Source organism: Noviherbaspirillum sp., assembly GCF_035254685.1.
Lineage (GTDB): Bacteria > Pseudomonadota > Gammaproteobacteria > Burkholderiales > Burkholderiaceae_D > Noviherbaspirillum.
The window spans coordinates 80,543-98,253 of sequence record NZ_DATFAI010000030.1 but is presented as its reverse complement, the minus strand read 5'-3'; the positions used below and the strand labels follow the sequence as shown (position 1 = coordinate 98,253).

Here is a 17,711-nt window from a genome sequence, read left to right as displayed (position 1 = left end):
TAACAGTCGTTTTCGCGGGTTTTTTCATTGCGTTTGCCATGGAATCAATACCAACTGGTTTGCTCTCGTGCGCCGAGTGAATTGCGCTTGGTGGAGCCGATGAATCTGTACTGGCTTCGGCATTCGCCCGCGCGACATCCTTGGTAATTTCGTTACAAGGCTTGTTATCAGCCGTGGAATCGATCTTGCCTAAGGTCTTGAATCAAAAGCTTTAAATTGTACCACAGGGAGCAACGTTTCTCCATCACAAAGGCATAGAGGCTGGTTACCGCGGTATGCTTTCGACCGCAGCTTGCTGCCGGAGTTGCTCTTGTTGTTGCATCAGTTCGCGATATCGTGTACGCGCCTCCTCCGTCGCCAGTCCGGTTGTCGCAAGTCGGTCCATCTCCGCTTTTACTACTTGCATTTTAGTCTGCCGCAGTGCGCCGGCAAGTTCGAGGCGCGCGGTTTCGACATCAGACTCCGTATCTGCAGCAATTTCGGCGATCAGGGGGGCAAAATCGTTGTTTATTGCGCGAAGCTGTTCGGCCAGAGCGGCGAAATTGGCTTGCGGTCCGAGCGCCAGGCAGGCGTCAACCAGCTGTTTCAGCATCGCCGCATTGTCCGGCGCCAGCTGCGCGGTGGCATCCAGCGCCGCCTCGTCTATTCCCGATGCGAGTGACGGATGGGCAACCAGCAACCGGATCATCTGGCGTTCAAGGCCCATCGGCGGCGTGCGCTTGGCCCGCGGCGGCGCGACTCTCGTGCGCGCGACCGGTTGCGCCAGTTCGAACAAGGCCTCGATTTCGGCCGGCGTGGTCTGCGTCAGCTGCGCCAGGCGACGCACGATCTGCAGCCGCAAGGCCGAGGGGGGCATGGCCTGCAGGAGCGGCTTGGCGTCGAACTGCGCCCTCGCCCTTCCCTCAGGGCTGGACAAATCGACATCCTGCGTCACTTCGTTGATCAGGAATTGCGACAATGGCATGGCGTTGCGCACCTGCTCCTCGAAAGCGTCCGCGCCGAGTTCGCGGATGTAGCTGTCCGGGTCGTGCTCAGCCGGCAGGAACAGGAATTTCAGGGTCTTGTTGTCGGTGGCATGCGGCAGGCAGGCGTCGAGCGCGCGGCGGGCCGCGCGGCGACCAGCGGCATCGCCATCGAAACTGAAGATGACATGGTCAGTCTGGCGCAGGAGCTTCTGCACATGCGTGGCCGTGCAGGCCGTACCGAGCGTCGCGACGGCTTGCGGAAAACCGAGCTGGGCCAGCGCGACGACGTCCATATAACCTTCGGTCACCAGGACGTAGCCAGCCTCGCGGATCGCCTGGCGCGCTTCGAACAGACCGTACAGTTCATGCCCTTTTTGAAACAAGGGTGTTTCCGGCGAATTCAGGTATTTGGGTTCACCGGTATCAAGAACGCGCCCGCCGAAGCCGATCACCTGCCCCTTGGTATTACGAATCGGGAACATGATGCGGTCACGGAACCGGTCGTAGCGCTTGCGGCCGTGACCTTCTTCCTCGCTCTTGTCGATGACGAGACCGGTTTCGACCAGCGCCGGAATATCGTAGTCCGGGAAGACGCTGCGCAGGTTATCCCAACCCTCAGGCGCGTAGCCCAGCCCGAATTTCGCGGCGATCTCTCCAGTGAGGCCACGGTTCTTGAGGTAGCCAACGGCTCGCTGCGCGCCTCGCAACTGATGGCGGTAATAGTCGCACGCCTTGCTCATTACATCGGAGAGGGCGAGGCTCTTTGCCTGCACTTCCGCGCGCTGGGCCGGCGGCAGGCGATCCTCGTCGGGGACGGTCATGCCGACACCCTGTGCGAGATCTTTCACCGCCTCGACGAAACCGAGGCCGGAGTATTCGATCAGGAAGCCGATGGCCGTACCGTGTGCGCCGCAGCCGAAGCAGTGATAGAACTGCTTGGTCGGACTGACCGTAAAGCTGGGGGATTTTTCGTTATGAAACGGGCACAGGCCCATGAAGTTGGCGCCGCCCTTCTTCAGTTGCACGTAGCGGCCGACAACATCGACGATGTCGACCCGGTTGAGCAAATCCTGAATGAAAGACTGTGGAATCACGGCGAATGGCGGTCTGTCCCGGGTGGCTTGTCGTTGAAACTTCGATCAGTGTCGCGTCCGGATCCTGGACGCGGGCATGTGCCTGAAATGGGGACGAAGCCGGATTTTTAAACTGCTTCGCCCCGAACGCCTCAGGCCTTGGACAATGCCGCCTTCACCATTCCGGAAACAGTGGTCATGTCGGCACGCCCGGCGAGCTTCGGCTTGAGCACGCCCATTACCTTGCCCATGTCCTGCGGGCCCGCAGCGCCGGTCGCGGCAATAGCGGCGGCAACCTCTGCCTGGATCTCGGCCTCGGGCATCGCTGCCGGCATGTAGGCCGACAGCACGACAACTTCCGCCTTCTCCGCATCGACCAGGTCCTGGCGACCGCCGGCTTCGAACTGGCTGATGGAATCCTTGCGCTGCTTGATCATTTTTTCAATGATTGCAAGGACCTGAGCGTCGTTCAGCTCAATGCGCTCGTCGACTTCCTTCTGCTTTATCGCCGCGGTCAGGAGGCGGATGGTGCCGAGCTTGACGCTGTCCTTGGCGCGCATCGCAGCTTTCATGTCTTCGGTGATCTGCTCTTTCAGGCTCATGTTCTTCTCCAAATTAGAATCCGCCAATGAATCATGTGGTCAAGAAAGCGTAGCGAGCGGGCTGAGTTTCGTTCGAGGAGCGCAGCCGTACTGGAGTACGACGAGCACCGCAGAGCGAAAATCGGCTCGCGCAGCAGCTTTATTGACCACATGAAACGCCAAAACCCGCTGCGGGAACTCTTCCGGAGCGGGTTTGCACGGCATGCCGCACACAACGTGCGACAGCTAAAATCAGTACAGCTTCTTCGGCAATTGCTGGCTGCGGATGCGCTTGTAGTGGCGCTTCACGGCAGCGGCGAGCTTACGCTTGCGCTCGGCGGTCGGCTTCTCATAGAACTCGCGCGCACGCAACTCAGTCAGCAGACCGGTTTTCTCAATGGTGCGCTTGAAGCGACGCATGGCGACTTCGAAAGGCTCGTTTTCTTTAAGGCGAATTGTGGTCATGTAAACTCTAACCGAGGGGTTTTTAGGGAAAGACTCAAAGTATAACACCTTCAACAGGCATTGCAAACCCTGTCAAGTGATTCGTCGCTTTGTCGCAAACATATCAAACCGACAAGCCTGCCGCCGTGCCGGAGGCCCATGCCCACTGGAAGTTGTAGCCGCCAAGCCAGCCTGTGACATCGACCGCTTCGCCGATGAAATGCAGCCCCGGCACCTTTTCGGACATCATGGTTTGCTGTGACAGTTCCCGCGTATCCACACCGCCGCGCGTGACCTCGGCCTTTTTGTAACCCTCCGACCCGTTCGGAATGACGACCCAGCGGTTGAGCGACTCACCCAGCTTGCGCAAGGCCTTGTCCGGCATGTCTGCCGGTCGCGCATCCGGCCTGAAACCGTTTGCCAGCAGCCAGCCCTCGGCCAGCCGCGCGGGCAGCCATTGCGACAACTGGTTGGCGAGGTTCTTCCTGATCGACCCCTTGCCTTCGATCAGAACTTGCGCGACGTCGATTTCCGGCACAAGGTTCAGCACCAGCGGCGCGCCGGGTTCCCAGGAACTGGAAATCTGCAGCACCGCCGGGCCGGACAGCCCGCGGTGGGTAAACAGCAGGTCTTCCCGAAAATGCGCGTGCGACTTTTTCTCGCCGGTTTCGATCTCGACCTCAAGGGCGATGCCTGACAGCGGGACAAAGGGCTCCCATGCCGCATGGTCGAAGGTCAGCGGCACCAGCGCGGGTCGCGGATCGACCAGCTTGAGGCCGAACTGCTTCGCAATGCGAAAGGCAAAATCGGTCGCACCGATCTTTGGAATCGACAGCCCTCCAGTAGCAATCACGAGCTTGTCGGCCAGCAGTTCGCCAGCATCGGTGTCGATGCGGAAGCGTTCGCCCTGCCTGCCGACTGCCGCGACCCGGCATGGCATGCGCCACGCGACGTGGCCGAGTTCGCACTCGGACTTGAGCATGTTAATGATCTGCTCGGACGAGTCGTCGCAGAACAGCTGTCCCTTGTGCTTTTCGTGGTACGCGATCCGGTAGCGCTTGACCAGCGCGAGGAAATCCTGCGGCGTGTAGCGCGCCAGGGCACTGCGGCAGAAATGCCGGTTATTGGAAATGAAATTCTGCGGACCGGCGTGCAGGTTGGTGAAATTGCAGCGTCCGCCGCCGGAGATGCGGATCTTTTCCGCCAGCCGGGTCGCATGGTCGATCAGCACGACCTTGCGGCCGCGCTGGCCGGCGACGGCGGCGCACATCATGCCGGCCGCGCCTGCGCCGATCACTGCGACATCAAACTGGTTTGTCATGGCTTGGGGGAATTTGCACAAGCCGTGATTGTAAGCGACGGCGCGCAGAGTGGAAGTGTCCACGAAAAACACAAAATACACGAAAAATCTTCTATTGCTTTTCGTGCCTTTCGTGGGGCACGCCGAGTGCTTTTCGTGGACCGGAATTGCGCGGCCGTAGATGCTTTTTCGTCAGATCAATCGGAGCGCTGCTCGCAAGCGCTTTGCGACTTGCAGGCAATGCTCGACCTGCTCTGCAATCGGCGCGGGGATGGGCTGCGTGCCAGCGAGCGCCTGCCTGATCCATTCCGCCGTCGTCTCTGCATCATTTGACGACGGCAAGGGAGGCATTTCGTCGACCGGTTCCTGCTTCTGCACCAGGATCGTGCGCTCGTGGTCGTGGAACCATTCAATCTGTTGGGCACGCTTGGCATTGGCGACGGTTTCGCCTTCGGTGCCGCGCATCAGGAATGCGTCGCCGCGCTCGATGGGTGCGGCAACGGAGAAATAGGCGCTCAGCATCTCCAGGTATTCGGGATGCGTGTAAGACCCCAGGCGCAAGGCCGGACCGGTGAAGGGCTGGAGAATCTTGACGAGCGTATGCGTCGAATTGCGCACGCCGAGAATCCGGCGCAATGCCAGCAGGCGCGCCATGCGCGGCGCGAGCGCGTCGATCGGCATGAAGACCGGTACGTTGCGCGTGAAGCCTTGTTGCGCTTCCTGCACGTTCTGCGCGAAAGAGAACCCAAGCGCCTGCAGAATCACCGCCGTGGTAACGCGACCGGGGTCGCGTATCACGCCGTGAATCAGCACCGGTGCACCGCGTTGCACAAGCAGCAGGGCCAGCAAAGGCGTGAGGTTCGGCATCTGGCGCGAACCGTTGTAGCTGGGGATGACGATGGGCGCGTATTCACCCTCGGGCACAGACAGTTTTTCGAATGAGGCTTCCGCTGCGTCGAGAAAGCCTGCGATCTCGTCGACCGACTCCCCCTTGATGCGCAACGCGAGCACGATGGCGCCGAGTTCCAGGTCGGAAACACGGCCATCGAGCATCGCGGCGTAGAGTTCGCGGGCATCTTCGCGCGACATGCTGCGCGCACCTTTCCTGCCGCGACCGATTTCCTTGATGAAGCGGGCGGCGGGGAATGACTTGTCAGTATGAGCGTGTTCCATATCGGCAGAGTATACCGAAGCGACGCCTGGAGGAAGAAAAGGCTTCAGCGCCGCTCCGGAGCGATCGGCAGTTCGATCACGAATTCCGCGCCGCCGCCCACGGCATTGCGCGCGTACATCCTGCCGCCATGTTGCTCGATGATGCCGTAGCTGATCGACAGGCCGAGCCCGGTTCCCTTCCCGACCGGCTTGGTGGTGAAAAACGGATCAAAGATCTGCGACATGTACTCGGCGGGAATGCCGGGACCGTTGTCGCGCAGCGTCAGCGTGACGTGCTGCGTGTCGGTGCTGGCGGCGATCCAGAGCTGCGGCTGCGTGACATGCGCGGCGCTTGCTGCATCGTAGGCATTCTGGATCAGGTTCATCAGTACCTGCAGGAGCTGGCCTGCATTGCCGATCACATTCAATGCCTCGCCGGCTTCCCAGTGCACGGTGAATTCCGGCGCGGTGCCTTTCTTTACCCAATGGATCGCGCGCTTCACCACGCCGCCGAGATCCACCATGATCTTTTCCTCGCGGTCCACCACGGAGAAACGCTTCAAACCATTGACGATGTCCGCGGTGCGCTGCGCGCCTTCGATGGTGCCGTCGATCAGCGATGGCAGATCGCCAAGAATACGGTCGATGCGCAACTGCTTGCGCAGATCGACCAGATCCGGCGGCGAACCGTGCTGGTGCAGTGCATCCACGTAGGTGGCGAGACGTTCGCTGTAACGCTTGAGCGCGTGGACGTTGCCGAGCACGAAACTGATCGGGTTGTTCAGTTCATGCGCAACGCCGGCGACAAGGCGGCCGAGCGATGCCATCTTCTCCGAATGCAGGAGCTGCCGCTGCGTGCGCTTGAGCGCCTCATGCGTCTCGCGCAGCTCGTGGTAGGCGCGCTTGAGTTCGCCTACCGGGCGGCCCACGAATACAAAGCCGGCGTGGCGGCCGGCACTGTCGATGCGCGGCGTGCAATTGACGTCGACCGGCACGCTACCGTGGGCTGCATTGCTCAGGTTGAGTTCGGTGACCTCGCCCATGCGGCGCGGCTCGGCCTGCTCGATCACCTTGCGCACACGCTCCACGCTTTCCTGGTCGGCCAGCAGCTTGTAGATCGGCATGCCATGCAATGCTGCTTCGCTGGACCCGACGAGCTCGCGCAGCGCCGCATTGGTTTCCTCGATCTCGCCCAAATGGTTACAGGCGATCAGCACATCCGACATGGCGGACAGCAGACTGAAGATGAACTGCTGCGAGCGCTCCAGTGCCTCGTTCTTTTCTTCAAGCGCGATTTCGTCGCGCACCAGTTGCGAATACACCTCATCCATCTTGTGAATCACATCCACCCACGTCGCTTCATCCACTCCTTCGATCGGCGGCTGGTTGGGCAACGCGCCGATGTGCGGCAGTGACGGCGATTTGGTTTTCGATCTGCGCTGGGGCATGGTTTATGGCTTAGAAAAACTGGTGTCCACGGAAAACACGAAAAACACGGAAAAGTTCTGTAGAGAACTCATATGCTTGCGGGACTCGTCAGGAATCAACAATCAGTTACCCATCTTGAGGAGATCTTCATTCTTTCTGTGCCTTCCGTGTTTTCCGTGGACAAAAAATAGTCAGTGCACGGTGCATACCATGCAGGGGTCGAACGAGCGAACGATGTGCTGCACGGCGACCGGTGTGTCTTCGCCTTCGCGTACCGGCGCGCCGACAAGTGCCGCTTCGAGCGCACCGGGAACGCCTTGCGCATCGCGCGGCGAAAAATTCCAGGAGGTCGGTGCGACGATCTGGTAATTCAATATCTTGCCGTCGCGGATCGCGATCCAGTGGCCGAGGCTGCCGCGCGCGGCTTCCGCAAGGCCGGCGCCCTCTGCATGATCTGGCAAGGGGACGTCGATGAAATAAGGGTCGCCAATGCGAATCGCGCCCAGCCATTTTTCCATGGCCGGAATCACCAGCGCGAGTTCCAGCAGGCGTGCCAGTACGCGGGTAAAGGCCGTACCGCCGCAACGCGCCGCGGCATCGCGTACCAGTGGATGGCCACTCACCAACTGACGGGCGAGTGCGCCGGTTTCCAGCACGCGGCCGCCGAGGCGCGGCGCCTTGTTCCAGGTGTAGGCATCCGGCTTGTCGGGCGCTGGCAGCGTGATGCCTTCGCGCGGATGGCGCGGGCCGCCTTGGTCGGATAGCCATGCACGCGTGGCATCTTCTTCAACGGCGGCGATGTCCAGCGGATGCGCGGCCTGCTGCGTCGCATCCCAGACGCCGCGCGCGAAACGCATTGCGCCATCGTATTGCGGATAGGCGCCGTAGGAAAGGTAATAGCCCGGTCCCTGCCCCAGCCGGTCGAGCCCGGCACCCTTCGCGATCGTGAGGAAAAGGCGGAAGTCACCCGCATCCGGGGCCGCCGCGGCATGCCAGTCCTGCAATGCCGCTTCGCTGTCGAGCGCGGCAACCTGCTCCAGCGGCGCGGCGAACAGGGTGCGCTCGAGGAAGGCACGGAATTCCCGGATGCGCGCCAGCATGCGGATCCGCTCTGCCGCATCGATGGCGCGCGCGGAGCCGCCGGGATGGATCGACTGCGTGTGCGGCCACTTGCCACCAAGCGTGCCGAGCAGCGTGAACCAGCGCTGGCGCGCCGCAACGGCCTGCCTTGCGTGCTCGCCCTGCTGCGCGGCAAAGCGCTGCCGCACCTGCTCGTGCCACGGCATGTTTGCATAGGCGGGGCGCGCGAAGTCGGGCATGAAGAACAGGTAGAAATGGCTGAGGTGGTCGGCCAGGTTTTCCGCCGCGAGCATCAGGTTGGTGACGATCAAGCCGTTCGGCGGCGGCACGACTTGCATGGCATCGGCCAGTGCGCGCGAGGCGGCGACGGACTGTGACACGGAACAGATGCCGCAGATGCGCGGCACGTAGACCATGGCATCGAAGGGATGCTTCTGCTGCAGGATCTGCTCGAAGCCGCGGTACATGGGCGCATTCACGCGCGCCGAGCGAACGGCGCCGTCCGCGACATCGAGCTGCACTTCGAGGTCGCCCTCGACACGGTTAAAGGGGCCGACGATCAGGCGGGACATGCGTTCCTCATTTCAGTCTCGTCTTGCGGATCGCGGGGTTGACCACCTGGTGGTCGACGCGCGCATTGTCCCGCACGCGCTTTGGCGTGGCGGATTTCGACAGCGAGGACAAGGCGACGAACCAGGCCTTCGGCATGTCGGACGGCAGGCCGATGGGAATACCGGCGATCTTCGGCGTGAGGTGGAAAGGATGGCCCGGCTCCTCGAAGCCGGGTTCGGTGCAGCTGATGCAGGCATAGCCGCCGCGCAGGCAGGAGCCTTCGCCGTTCCAGGGCCGCGCGCCGCAATCGGCATGCGCCTGCGTGCCCTTGCATCCCATGTTCTCCATCAGGCAGCCAAGATCGGACGGCTTAGCCGCGCTGGCCTTGAATTCATAGAACTCGTTGCGCGTGCAGCCGTGGTGCACGAGGCGGTCGGCATAAAAGCGCGGACGGCCAAGTGCGTCGATCTGGCTCGCACCGAATTGATCGGCAGCGAGTGCCATTAAGGTTTCGATCACCCACTGCGGATGCGTGGGGCAGCCGGCGACGTTGATGACGGGCAGGCCGGAGCGGGCGCGGTAGTGCGCGCCGAGCAATCCGCCGATACGGTCGCCTTCGTATTGCAGGCCGCAGGCATCGGTCGGATTGACGCCGCCAGCGGTGATGCCGCCGTACGCGGCGCAGCTTCCGACGGCGATTGCATAATCGGCAACGGCGGCAAGCTCGCGCACCCAGGCGACCATCGGCTTCGCGGTGCCGGAGAGCAGGTGGAAGCGCCCTGTTCCGCCAGGGCCGCGCAGCAGCGCGCCTTCCACGCACAAGGCATTCAGGGGTATCTCGCGGTCTATGCAGGCACGCAGGATCTGCACGGCATCGGCGCCACTTTCCAGCGACAGCGAAGGATGCCACAGCAGCTTGATGCCTGCATCAGTGAGCGAGCCGAAGAAATCCGGTGTGTCCGCGCAGAGCAGCGACATGGTGCAGCCGCCGCAGCCGCCGGATTGCAGCCACAGTACGTTGAAACCGGGGCGCCGGTCAGGAAAGGAATCACGCGGCATCATTTTTCCTCCAGGCCGAAACGCAGCAGCTTGCTGCGCAGGCCCACGCGCGAGAGGCCCAGTTCTTTCGATGCATGCGTCTTGTTCCAGCGGTAGCGCAGCAAGGTCTCTTTCAGGATCACCGCCTCGATCGCGTCGAGGCGCTCCTGCAGCGTGCCCGATTGTGGCATGCCAGGGTAGCCTGGCGCATTGCTGCCGTGAATGGCTGCGGTGCCGGGCTGGCCCTGCAGCACTTTGCTGGAGAAGGCGCGTGCGCCGACTTCGCTGCCTTCGCTCAGTGCGACGGCACGATAGATCTCGTTGCGCAGCTCTCGGATATTGCCGGGCCAGGGATAGGAAACCATGCTCGCCAGCGCCTCGGCGGCGAAACGTTCGATCGGCTTGCCAAGTTCGCGCGCGGCCTGCTGCAGCAGCGATTCGGCAATCGGCGGAATATCGCCCGGCCGTTCGCGCAGCGGCGGGATCGCCATCGTCATGCCGGCGAGGCGGTAGTAGAGGTCCTGGCGAAAGCGGCCCGCGTGCACATCGTCTTCGAGATTGCGATGCGTCGCAGCGATCACGCGCACGTTGACGGGAATCGCACGCGTCGCGCCGACCGGACGCACCTCGCCCTCCTGCAACACGCGCAGCAGCTTGACCTGGAAGCCGGGCGAGGTATCACCGATCTCGTCAAGGAACACCGTACCACCGTCGGCACGCTGGAAAAGGCCGACATGGTCTTCATACGCGCCGGTGAACGAACCGCGCTTGTGGCCGAACAGTTCCGATTCCAGCAGCGTTTCCGACATCGCCGCGCAGTTCTCCATCACGAAGGCGCGCGCGGCGCGCGGGCTGGCGTAGTGCATGGCGCGCGCCAGCAATTCCTTGCCGCTGCCGGATTCGCCGAGCACCAGCACCGAGAGGTCGTAACGCGCAATGCGTGCCGCGATCTCGCACACCTGGTCCATCGGACTGCCCGGCGCGCGCACGATGCGGTTGAAGTCGAAGGCATCGCGCACGGTGGCCTGCTTCTCCGCAGTACGTGCACGCAGCACCGGCGTGCTGTTGCGCAGCTCGATGTTCAGGCGATGCATGTCGGATTGCAGGCCTTGCGCCTCGACCGCGCGCCGCACAGTTTCCAGCAGGTGATCGGGCAGCCAGGGCTTGAGCAGGTACTGGTAAATGCCTGCTTCGTTGATGCCTTCGATGATGTCCTCGGAATCGGTGTAGCCGGAGATGATGATGCGCACCACGTCCGGCCAGCGTTCGCGCACTTCCTTCAGGAACTGCACGCCTGTCGTGCCTGGCATGCGCTGGTCGCACAAGATGACGGACACGTGGTACCGCGCCATCATGTCGCGCCCGTCGTCGGCCGCGCCGGCGGTGATGACATTGAAGTCCTCTTCGAGCGTGCGCCGGATCGCGTCCTGCGAGCGCGGTTCGTCGTCGATGACAAGGACGGTGGGCAGCGTGGTGGGATGGGCGGCGTTCATGGCATTAACTCAGGATCAACTCAGCGGTGAAGGGCGAGGTGGCGCGGCGTCCACGCGTGCGGCAACTTGTGCACGAAGTGGTAGCGTGCGACATGGTAACTGGGGTCGAATCCGTAAAAATTGCGGCGCATCCTCGCGAGTTCTTCCTCGCGGTAGGCCGCCAGCGGTTTGGCGGCCTCGTCGGCGGCACGCCGCTCGCGCTTGGCTGCGAGCCGCTCCGGGTAATCGGCCGCGTTCGCCAGTGCCTGCGCGCGGTGCTTCACCTCCCGCATGAAGCTGTCCGCGTCGCGGCCGAAAGCGGTATCGATGAGTCCCTGCCTTGCCGCCTGCGTCGCCGAAATCGGCAGCCGGTTCTGCGTGATGGCGCGTGCCTGCTCGGCACCGACACGCCGTGGCAGCAGGTAGGTCCAGTACTCGGAACCATAAAGGTTGCCCATGTTCTTGTAATGCGGGTTGAGCAGCACGCCTTCGTGCGCCCAGACCATGTCGGCGGCCAGTGCAAGGAAAGCACCGCCGGCGCCGGCATTGCCGCGCATGGCGGCGATGGTGAGCTGGTCGGTGGCAGTCAGGATTTCCAGCGCGAGGTCGTCCATCGCGTTGATGTTGTACCAGGACTCGTCGGCCGCGCTCTCGTCCGGCCGGTGCGCCGCCGCTTCGATGCAGTTCAGGTGGATGCCGTTGCTGAAGAAATCGTCGCCGCCCAGCATCACCAGCACGCGCGTCGGCCGCTCCCTTGCCTGCAGCACCGCGTCGCGCAGGCGGCGGCATTGCACGGTGGACATCGCGCCGTTGTAGAAATCGAAGGACAGATAGCCAACCGCGCCCTCCTCCCGATAGCGCAGCTCGCCCCACTCTTCCTCGGGACGCTGCAGCGGCACCGGCAGTTCCGGCAGGACGGCGGTTTCGGCAGGAAAGGTGACCGCGACCGGCAACTTGAGCATCTTGTCAAAATCGTCGGCAGCAGGCGCGCGGCGCGCGTGGCCGATCCATACGCCGCCGTCGCGCGTGCGGCGCAGCACCGCCTCGTCGCGCCGCGCGACGACGTCACCGGCACGTCCCTGCGTCGCCGCCAGCGCGGTTGTCGTGGCCGGATGGGCGTCGTACAGATAGCACGGCGTGCCGAACAGGCTGTCGAGCACGCCGGGAAAGCCGTCGCCGCCATGGATCTTCGCCAGCACCGTAGCGGTGTCGTCGTTCTGCCAGTCGATGCGCCGCTGTTCCTGGCGCAAGAGCGGGCGCAATTGCCCATGCAGTTGTCCATGTATTTTGCCGGCCGCAGCCAGGGGCATGGGCCACTCGTCGCGCTCGAACTTGCCGATGGCTTCCAGCACGGCAGCGACGGCAGCGTTAGTCACTTCGTTGCGATACAGGCTGCTCTTCATGGCAGCCCGCATCGGGAAGGTGGCGGTGGTCCAAATGTCGCCAGCGTCCATCTCGGCATTGGCCTGCAGCACGGTCACGCCCCAGACCGGCTCACGGTTCAGGATCGCCCAGTCGAGCGCCGAGGGGCCGCGATCACCAACGATACCGGGATGCACGATCAGGCAGACGTGGTTCTGCCAGATCGATGCAGGCACGGCGCGTTTCAGGAAAGGCGCGATGATCAGGTCGGGACGGTACATGGCGACCGCTTCCTCGCTGACCGAATCCGCGATGTCCAACTCGATCGATACCTCGTGGCCGCGCGCGCGCAGTTCGACGAACAGGCGCTGGGTGAGGCTGTTGAAACTGTGGGAAATGAAAAGAATGCGCATGGTCGGTTCAGCAGATGCGTGGCAGTTGTTCACCGGAGAGCCAGTCGACCACGCGCCGGCCGCCGAAGCGGGTTTTCATCTGCACGAAACCGTGCGCGTCCTCGGTCACGGTGCCGATACGTACCGCGTCCTTGCCGAGCGGATGCGCGCGCATCGCGGCGAGCAGTGCCTCGGCGTCCTGCTCCGCGCAGATCGCGATCAGCTTGCCTTCGTTCGCGACGTAGAGCGGATCGAGGCCGAGGAATTCGCAGGCTGCCTCGACCTGCGGCAACACCGGTATCGCGGCCTCATCGAGCAGCATGCCGACGCCCGACTGCTTCGCGATTTCATTGAGCGTGGTGGCAAGGCCGCCGCGCGTGGGATCGCGCAGCACATGCACGCGCGGCATCGCGGCCAGCATGTCTGCCACCAGCCCGTGCAATGCGGCTGTGTCGGACAGGATCTCGGTCTCGAAGGCGAGCGACTCGCGCTTGGACATGATGGCCACGCCGTGGCTGCCGATATGGCCGGAGACGATGATGGCGTCGCCTGGTTTCGCATAGGCACCATCAATGTCGATACCCGGCGGCACCACGCCCACGCCCGTGGTGCTGATGAACACACCGTCGCCCTTGCCGCGCTCGACCACCTTGGTATCGCCGGTGACGACCGGCACGCTTGCTTCACGGGAGGCCTGCGCCATCGAATCGACGATGCGCTTGAGCTCCGACAGGGCGAAGCCTTCCTCGATGATGAAACTGGCGGACAGGTACAGCGGCCTGGCGCCGTTCATCGCCACGTCATTGATGGTGCCGTGCACCGACAGGCAGCCGATATCGCCGCCCGGGAAGACCAGTGGCGACACGACATGCGCGTCGGTGGCCATTACCATGCGTCCCGCCGGCATGTCCATGCGCGCGCCGTCGTTGCCCTGGCGCAGCCATTCATTGTCGAAGGCGGTGACGAACAATTCGTCGATCAGTTGTGCCGAGGCGCGCCCTCCCGCGCCGTGTCCCATGTCGATGCGTCCATTCTTGAGATCAAGCGGACGGATGTAATTCTTTTTCACAGTTCCATTCATGCAGTCACCACCGGAATATCCTTGAATCTGCCATACGAGTAATGCGCGGCGCAGGCCCCTTCGCTCGACACCATGCAGGAGCCCATCGGGTTCTCCGGCGTGCAGACGGTGCCGAACAGCTTGCAGTCGGTCGGGCCTTTCACGCCGCGCAGGATCGCGCCGCATTCGCAGGCCTTGTTATCGGCTACCGGCCGATAGGCAAGCCCGAACTTCTTCTCGGCGTCATAACGCGCATAAGCGGGACGGATGCGCAATGCGCTGTACGGCACTTCGCCCAGGCCGCGCCATTCGAAGGTGGTGCGCAGCTCGAACACCTCCGACACCAGCGTCTGCGCGGTGAGGTTGCCCTCTGTCGTGACAGCGCGCATGAATTCGTTTTCCACTTCGGAGCGGCCTTCGTTGACCTGGCGCACCAGCATCAGGATGGCCTGGATCACGTCCAGCGGCTCGAAGCCGGCAACGACGACGGGCTTGCGGTATTCCTCCGCGAAGTGGTCATACGGCCCGGAGCCGATCACGATGCTCACGTGCGCCGGGCCGATGAAGCCGTCGATGGGCACGGTGCCGTAATCGCGCACTTCGGGCGATTCGAGAATATGGGTGATGGCCGATGGTGTGAGCACATGGCAGCACAGCACGCTGAAGTTATGTACCTTGCGCGCCGCCGCTTCGCGCAGCACGATGGCCGTGGGTGGCGTGGTGGTTTCGAAGCCGATGGCGAAGAACACCACTTCTCGGTCCGGATTGTCGATGGCAGTCTTCAGCGCGTCAGCGGCGGAATACACCATGCGGATATCCGCCCCGCGCGCCTTGGCTTTGATCAGCGACAGGCCATCGGAAGCCGGTACGCGCATGGTGTCGCCGTAGGTACAGACGATGGCGTTGTGTTCCAGCGCCAGCTTGATGGCATGGTCGATGCGTCCGATGGGCAGCACGCACACCGGACAACCGGGGCCGTGGATCATGCGCACATTCTTCGGCAACAGCTCGCTCACGCCGTAGCGTGAAATGGCATGCGTGTGGCCGCCACAGAATTCCATGAAGCTGTAGCGTCTTGTCGGATCCGCTTCCGCGTGGATGCGCGCCGCGATCTTTTGCGCCGTCTCTCCGTCTCGATATTCAGCGATGTATTTCATTTTTAAAAACCCTGTTGTCCACGGAAAACACTGAAGGCACAGAAAACTTCCTTGAACACTTTCGTGTTTTCCGTGTTTTCCGTGGACAAATTGCTTTTGCTGTCATTTGGCCGGCTCCGTCATCCCTGGTATCGACGAAACCTGGGCCATCTCCAGCTCATTGAACATCGCGAGCGTACGCTGCGCCTCTTCGGGATCGACCTTACCGATCGCATAGCCGACGTGGACGATCACGTAGTCGTCGACGCTGACGGCATCGACCAGCGCGGTCGAAATCTCCTTGCGTACACCGGACAGTTCGATCACCGCCATCTGGCCGGGCCGCACTTCGACCACGCGGGTGGGTATTGCTAGGCACATGCATTCGCTCCTGTCTTGCTGGTTTCGGTTTCCTGCAACTGATGCGCTGCCACCCATGCCTGTCCGAGCGCGAGGCCGGCGTCGCCGCAAGACACTTTCTGCGGCAGGAAGACGTGCAGGTCGCGCCGCTCGAGTTCTGCGCCGAGGCGCGATGTCAGCACGCGGTTGAAGAAGCAGCCGCCGCCGAAGGCGATCGCACCTGCGTCGTAGCGTTTCGCGGCGTGCTCGGTCCATTCAGCAAGCGCGGCGACGAGCGTCGTATGGAACAGGGCCGCGCCGCGCGCGACATCCCTTGCATCGCCCTCGCCGAGCGCGAACAGGCGCGCGAAGAGCGGGCGCAGATCCAGTACGCCTTCATCGTCGATCGCATAGTCGCGTGCGCCGTCGGGCTCGCCATGTTCCGCAAGCCAGGCGGTAGCGAGCCTTTCCAGCGCAATCGCCGCTTCGGCTTCGAAGGCCTGTTTCACGCTGATGCCAAGCGCGCCCGCTGCCGCATCGAACCAGCGCCCCGCGCCGGTCGCAGGCGGGCAGTTCAGGCCGCGCGCCAGCATCGATTGCACGGTCTGCGCGGCCGGCTTGCCGACCTTGTCGCCGTAACGTGCCACGATTTCCGCATCGCGCCCCATGCCATGCAAGACCGCAGCGGCCATGCGCCAAGGTTCGCGCGCAGCGGTGTCGCCGCCGGGCAGCGCCAATGTCTGCAGATGGCCGAGGCGTCGCCATTGCGCGCCGTCGACCCAGAGCAGTTCACCGCCCCAGGCCACGCCGTCCGTACCCAGGCCGACACCGTCGAGTGCCAGTCCGATCAGCGGCTCGTGCAGGCCGAACTCGGCGGCCACTGCGCCGATGTGCGCGTGGTGATGCTGCACCCCGATCGCGGGAACGCCGAGCTGGTCGGCGATGCGCAGCGCAAGCTGCGAACTAAAGAAGTCTGGATGCAGGTCATGTGCGATTGCATCCACCTGCCCGCCGGCTTTCTGCAGCAAGGCTTCGACGGACTGCTCCAGTGCAATGCAATTGGCCGGGTCGCCCAGGTCGCCGTGCACGGGCGACCATTGCACATGCTGCCCATTCAGCAGGCAGGCGGCGTTCTTGAGCCAAGCGCCGCAGGCGAGGACGGCGGCGTTCGATGCCGCCGCCGGCAAATCGAGAGATGGCGCCGTCATCACACGCTCGCCATCGTGCGTTGTCCGGCGGCGATCCAGTCGAGCCATGCATCCATCCCCTGCCCGCTGGTGGCCGACAGCTGCAGTACTTCGATGGACGGGTTGACGCGCCGCGCGTAGGCAATGCATTGCTCGACGTCGAAGCGCAGGTAGGGCAGCAGGTCGACCTTGTTCAGGATCATGAGGCGCGCGGCGGCGAACATGTCCGGGTACTTGAGTGGCTTGTCCTCACCTTCCGTGACGGAAAGGATGGCCACCTTCGCCGCTTCGCCGAGATCCCACATCGCCGGGCAAACGAGATTGCCGACGTTCTCGATGAACAGGACGCCGCCCTGCTCATCATGTCCATCGTGCGCATGCAGCGGGAGGCGTGAAAAGGCGTTACCGACCATTTGCGCATCGAGGTGACAGCCCTTGCCGGTGTTGACCTGGATGGCCGGCGCGCCGGTGGCGCGGATGCGGTCGGCGTCGTTGCTGGTCTGCTGGTCGCCTTCGATCACGGCGACGGGAGGTTGGTTGCTGCGCTGCTTCAGCGCCTCGATCGTGGCACACAACAATGTGGTCTTGCCGGAGCCGGGGCTGGAGACGAGGTTGAGCGCGAGGATGCCGTGGTGCGCAAAATGTTCGCGGTTCTGCGCCGCGAACTGGTTGTTCTTGCCCAGCACATCCTGTTCGAGCTTGATGGTGCGCGACTGGCTCATGCCGGGCACCGACACGCAGGCGGGGCCGTGACCGAAGTGCAGGTCGCCGGTGGCGGCGTCGACGGCTATGTGCTCATGCTCAGGTTCGTGCTCATGCTCATGTTCGTGATCATGTTCGTGATCATGCCCGTGCGCATGATCGTGTCCATGATAGTGGTCATGATGATGACCGTGCGACTGGTGCAGCAGGCTGCCCGCCTGCGTCTGCACTTGCCGGTATGGCAATCCGCTTTCCGTCTTGTGGTCCTGGCTCTTGCCATTTCCGTGGTTTCCGCATCCGCATACCACGCACATCATTGGTCTCCTCGCCGGCTCTTCTCCGGCTTGTCATCGTTGAGTTTAATGAGCTTCCACTTGCGTGTCCAACGTGGAAAGCAAACTTCCGCTGCGAGTGCTGCAAGCACGGCCAATTCGGCCTGATTTGCTGG

Annotated in this window: 15 protein-coding genes; all 15 read right to left on the bottom strand. The window is 63.0% G+C overall.

Annotated elements, in window-relative coordinates; all coding sequences use genetic code 11:
* Window positions 1-265: 265 nt before the first annotated feature.
* Window positions 266-2,059 (bottom strand): DNA primase, encoded by a 1,794-nt coding sequence (dnaG, locus tag VJ698_RS14430; RefSeq protein WP_324103471.1) that lies wholly within the window; start codon window positions 2,057-2,059, stop codon window positions 266-268.
* A gap of 131 nt (window positions 2,060-2,190) precedes the next feature.
* Entirely contained in the window at window positions 2,191-2,640 is a 450-nt protein-coding gene (locus VJ698_RS14425; protein WP_324103470.1) for a GatB/YqeY domain-containing protein, read from the bottom strand.
* Between the two features lie 231 nt (window positions 2,641-2,871).
* On the bottom strand, window positions 2,872-3,084 hold the full coding sequence (gene rpsU, locus VJ698_RS14420; RefSeq protein WP_005665410.1) for a 30S ribosomal protein S21: 213 nt from the start codon (window positions 3,082-3,084) through the stop codon (window positions 2,872-2,874).
* 103 nt (window positions 3,085-3,187) lie between these two features.
* Window positions 3,188-4,384, bottom strand: coding sequence for an NAD(P)/FAD-dependent oxidoreductase (locus VJ698_RS14415; RefSeq protein ID WP_324103468.1), 1,197 nt, complete (start codon window positions 4,382-4,384; stop codon window positions 3,188-3,190).
* Between the two features lie 171 nt (window positions 4,385-4,555).
* Window positions 4,556-5,536, bottom strand: coding sequence for a DNA-binding protein YbiB (gene ybiB, locus VJ698_RS14410; protein WP_324103467.1), 981 nt, complete (start codon window positions 5,534-5,536; stop codon window positions 4,556-4,558).
* Window positions 5,537-5,580: 44 nt separating this feature from the next.
* Entirely contained in the window at window positions 5,581-6,963 is a 1,383-nt protein-coding gene (locus VJ698_RS14405; RefSeq protein WP_324103466.1) for a sensor histidine kinase, read from the bottom strand.
* Between the two features lie 171 nt (window positions 6,964-7,134).
* On the bottom strand, window positions 7,135-8,595 hold the full coding sequence (locus VJ698_RS14400) for a nickel-dependent hydrogenase large subunit (protein ID WP_324103465.1): 1,461 nt from the start codon (window positions 8,593-8,595) through the stop codon (window positions 7,135-7,137).
* Window positions 8,596-8,602: 7 nt separating this feature from the next.
* Window positions 8,603-9,637, bottom strand: coding sequence for a HupU protein (locus VJ698_RS14395; RefSeq protein WP_324103464.1), 1,035 nt, complete (start codon window positions 9,635-9,637; stop codon window positions 8,603-8,605).
* Window positions 9,634-11,106, bottom strand: coding sequence for a sigma-54 dependent transcriptional regulator (locus VJ698_RS14390; protein ID WP_324103463.1), 1,473 nt, complete (start codon window positions 11,104-11,106; stop codon window positions 9,634-9,636). The genes VJ698_RS14395 and VJ698_RS14390 overlap by 4 nt, the downstream gene beginning before the upstream one ends.
* A gap of 20 nt (window positions 11,107-11,126) precedes the next feature.
* Window positions 11,127-12,860 (bottom strand): enoyl-CoA hydratase-related protein, encoded by a 1,734-nt coding sequence (locus VJ698_RS14385; protein WP_324103462.1) that lies wholly within the window; start codon window positions 12,858-12,860, stop codon window positions 11,127-11,129.
* A gap of 7 nt (window positions 12,861-12,867) precedes the next feature.
* The gene (gene hypE / locus VJ698_RS14380) at window positions 12,868-13,920 is read right to left on the bottom strand and encodes a hydrogenase expression/formation protein HypE (RefSeq protein ID WP_324103461.1); all 1,053 of its coding nucleotides are present in this window, start codon (window positions 13,918-13,920) and stop codon (window positions 12,868-12,870) included.
* On the bottom strand, window positions 13,917-15,056 hold the full coding sequence (hypD, locus tag VJ698_RS14375) for a hydrogenase formation protein HypD (protein ID WP_324103460.1): 1,140 nt from the start codon (window positions 15,054-15,056) through the stop codon (window positions 13,917-13,919). The genes hypE and hypD overlap by 4 nt, the downstream gene beginning before the upstream one ends.
* A gap of 102 nt (window positions 15,057-15,158) precedes the next feature.
* Complete coding sequence (locus VJ698_RS14370; protein ID WP_324103459.1) at window positions 15,159-15,416, bottom strand: HypC/HybG/HupF family hydrogenase formation chaperone; 258 nt, start codon at window positions 15,414-15,416, stop codon at window positions 15,159-15,161.
* Complete coding sequence (locus VJ698_RS14365) at window positions 15,407-16,630, bottom strand: carbamoyltransferase HypF (protein ID WP_324103458.1); 1,224 nt, start codon at window positions 16,628-16,630, stop codon at window positions 15,407-15,409. Before VJ698_RS14365 ends, VJ698_RS14370 begins: the two co-directional genes overlap by 10 nt.
* Window positions 16,582-17,577 (bottom strand): hydrogenase nickel incorporation protein HypB, encoded by a 996-nt coding sequence (hypB, locus tag VJ698_RS14360; protein WP_324103474.1) that lies wholly within the window; start codon window positions 17,575-17,577, stop codon window positions 16,582-16,584. The genes VJ698_RS14365 and hypB overlap by 49 nt, the downstream gene beginning before the upstream one ends.
* Window positions 17,578-17,711 lie beyond the last annotated feature (134 nt).